The sequence below is a fragment of the Neisseria sp. P0022.S010 genome (assembly GCF_051956635.1).
Map to the genome: position 1 here is coordinate 1 of NZ_JBQCXF010000335.1, position 3,317 is coordinate 3,317.

The 3,317-nt window shown below is 56.5% G+C and carries 3 protein-coding genes; all 3 read right to left on the bottom strand.

The genetic code is table 11. The features are described from left to right. Positions 1-1,426: DNA gyrase subunit B (locus ACTHUT_RS16305; RefSeq protein ID WP_440419079.1), on the bottom strand; the 1,426-nt coding region annotated here is incomplete at its 3' end. 195 nt (positions 1,427-1,621) lie between these two features. Beyond that, positions 1,622-2,509 (bottom strand): 50S ribosomal protein L11 methyltransferase, encoded by an 888-nt coding sequence (gene prmA, locus ACTHUT_RS16310; RefSeq protein WP_254343529.1) that lies wholly within the window; start codon positions 2,507-2,509, stop codon positions 1,622-1,624. A gap of 89 nt (positions 2,510-2,598) precedes the next feature. After that, positions 2,599-3,317, bottom strand: a 719-nt coding sequence (gene dapB, locus ACTHUT_RS16315; RefSeq protein WP_440419081.1) for a 4-hydroxy-tetrahydrodipicolinate reductase, incomplete at its 5' end; no start/stop codon positions are given.

Here is a 3,317-nt window from a genome sequence, read left to right on the forward strand (position 1 = left end):
CGGTAATCAGCGTGGCGACTTCTTGGCTGGCCAGCATTTTTTCAAAACGTGCTTTTTCGACGTTCAAAATTTTACCTTTGAGCGGCAAAATCGCTTGGAATTTGCGGTCGCGGCCCTGCATGGCGGAGCCGCCTGCGGAGTCGCCCTCGACGAGGTAGAGTTCAGACAGAGCAGGGTCTTTTTCTTGGCAGTCGGCCAGTTTGCCCGGCAGGCCCAAACCGTCCATCACGCCTTTGCGGCGGGTGATTTCGCGGGCTTTTCGTGCGGCTTCGCGCGCGCGCGCGGCATCGACGATTTTGCTGGTGATGATTTTGGCTTCGGTCGGGTTTTCTTCAAGGAAGTCGGTCAGGGCTTGGTTGATGACTTCGTTGACGACGGGGCCGATTTCGCTGGAAACCAGTTTGTCTTTGGTTTGCGATGAGAACTTCGGATCGGGCAGTTTGACGGACAACACGCAGGTCAGGCCTTCGCGCATATCGTCGCCGGCGGTTTCCACTTTGGCCTTTTTGGCCACTTCGTTGGCTTCGATATAGTTGTTGATGGTACGGGTCATCACTTGGCGCAGCGCGGTCAAATGCGTACCGCCGTCGCGTTGCGGAATGTTGTTGGTGAAACATTGCACGCTTTCTTGGTAGCTGTCGTTCCACTGCATCGCGCATTCGACGCTCATGCCGTCTTTTTCGCCGAACGCGTAGAAGATTTTTTCGTGCAACGGTGTTTTTTTGCGGTTCATGTATTGCACGAAACCTGCCACGCCGCCGGAAAGGGCGAAGCTTTCGTGTTTGCCGTCGCGCTCGTCAATCAATTCGATGTCCACGCCGTTGTTCAGGAAGGAAAGCTCGCGGATGCGTTTGGCAAGGATGTCGAAGCTGTATTCGACATTGCCGAAGGTTTCCGCACTGGCGAGGAAGCGCACGGTCGTGCCTTTTTTGTCGGAATCGCCGACAACCTTCAACGGCTCTTCGGTTTCGCCGCGTACGAAGCGGACGAAGTGTTCTTTACCGTCGCGGTAGATGGTCAGCGTTACCCAGTCGGACAGTGCGTTGACGACGGACACGCCCACGCCGTGCAGGCCGCCGGAGATTTTGTAGCTGTTGTTGTCGAATTTGCCGCCTGCGTGCAAGACGGTCATGATGACTTCGGCGGCGGAGCGGCCTTCTTTCGGATGGATGCCGGTCGGCATACCGCGGCCGTTGTCGGCCACGCTGACGGAATTGTCGGCATGGATGGTTACGGTGATTTTGTCGCAATGTCCGGCGAGCGCTTCGTCAATGGCATTGTCAAGCACCTCGAACACCATGTGGTGCAGGCCGCTGCCGTCCTGCGTGTCGCCGATATACATACCGGGGCGTTTGCGTACCGCTTCCAAGCCTTCCAGCACTTGTATGCTGTCGGCGCCGTATTCTTCGTGTTTTTGGTCAGTCATGGTCTTTTCTTGCTGAATTTCAAGGAAATTTTCCGTGCGCGCAATGAAATGTCAAACGAGCGCGGCGGATGTGTTCCGAAAGGTCAAAATAATAGGCAATTATACCTGATTTTGCTGGAATATTCAGCGTTTTAAGTGCAAAAAGGCCGTCTGAAAGCTTAAATTTCAGACGGCCTTTGTATCGGAAAAACAGCTTTAGCGTTTGACGCCGCTCAATCGCGCCCAGCCTTCTTCGATTTCTGCAGGCTCGATGTCGAACCATTGGCTGTAAATGCCGCTGAGTTCTTCGACTTGTTCGTCCAAAAGGCCGGACAAAACAATGCGGCCACCTTGTTTGGTACGCGCGGCAAGCATTTCGCCGAGCATACGCAGCGGGTTGGCCAGAATGTTGGCGACAACGACATCAAATTGGCCTTGCGGCAGGCCGTCCGGCAGGTAGAACTGCGCGTCGACGTTGTTTTGTGCGGCATTGTCTTTGCTGGCGCGGATGGCTTGTTCGTCAATGTCTACGCCGATGGCGGAGCCTGCACTGAGTTTGAGGGCGGCAATGGCCAAAATGCCTGAGCCGCAGCCGTAGTCCAACACGCTTTCGCCGCCTTTGAGCTGCGTGTCCAGCCATTTGAGGCAGAGGCGGGTGGTCGGATGGCTGCCCGTGCCGAAGGCAAGGCCCGGGTCGAGTTGCAGGTTGACGGCGTTGCCGTTGGGCGCTTCGTGCCAAGACGGGGTAATCCACAGGCGGTCGGAAATTTGAATCGGGTCGAATTGCGCTTGGGTCAGGCGCACCCAGTCTTGATCTTCAAGGATTTCGCCGGTGTATTTCAAATCGTTCAAACCGCATTCCTGCGCGGCGGCTTCGATAATGGAAGTGGCGTCGTCGCTTTCGCCGAAAAGGGCAATGACTTTGCTTTGTTGCCAGATTTGCTCGGACGGCATGCCCGGCTCGCCGAAAATGGCCTGCTCGTTTTCTGTACCGGCGTAGGCATCTTCAATGGCGGCGGACAATGCGCCGTGTTCCATCAGCGCGTCGGCAAGGCGTTCGGCGACGGCATCGTTGACGTTGATGGTGATTTGTTGATAGGACATGGTGGGGCTTTCTTTTTAATAAGGCCGTCTGAAAATCGACGTTGTGCTTTCAGACGGCCTTGTCAGGTATGAAACCTGATGATGCGGGTTTATCGGTTTTTCAAACCCAGTACGTCTTGCATATCGTACAGGCCTTTTTTGCCGTTTGCCCAAACTGCGGCGCGTACGGCACCGGCGGCAAAGGTCATGCGGCTGCTGGCTTTGTGGGTGATTTCCACGCGCTCGCCGTCGGTGGCGAAGAGGGCGGTGTGGTCGCCGACGATGTCGCCTGCGCGGACGGTGGCAAAACCGATGGTGGACGGATCGCGCGGGCCGGTATGGCCTTCGCGGCCGTAAACGGCGCATTCTTTGAGGTCGCGGCCGAGTGCGTCGGCAATGACTTCACCCATGCGCAACGCGGTGCCGCTGGGGGCATCGACTTTGTGGCGGTGGTGGCCTTCGATGATTTCGATGTCGTAGCCTTCGTTCAACACGCGGGCGACGGTGTCGAGGATGTGGAAAGTGAGGTTGACGCCGACGCTGAAGTTGGCGGCAAAGACAACGCCTATTTTTTCGCCTGCGGCTTGGATGGCGGCTTTGCCTGCTTCGTCAAAACCGGTCGTGCCGATGATGATGTTGACGCCTTTTTCCACGCATTTTTGCAGGTGTTTCAGGGTTGGCTCGGGGCGGGTAAAGTCGATCAGGACATCGCTTTGAGCCAGTACGGCATCCACGTCGTCTGAAATGGCAACGCCGGTTTTGAGGCCGGAGGCGAAGCCTGCATCCAAACCCAATACTTCCGAACCGGAATGCTCGAGTGCGCCGGAGA

Coding starts and splice junctions, on each gene's coding strand:
- prmA (WP_254343529.1), bottom strand. CDS start 2,509: ATGTCCTATCAACAAATCACCATCAACGTCAACGATGCCGTCGCCGAA.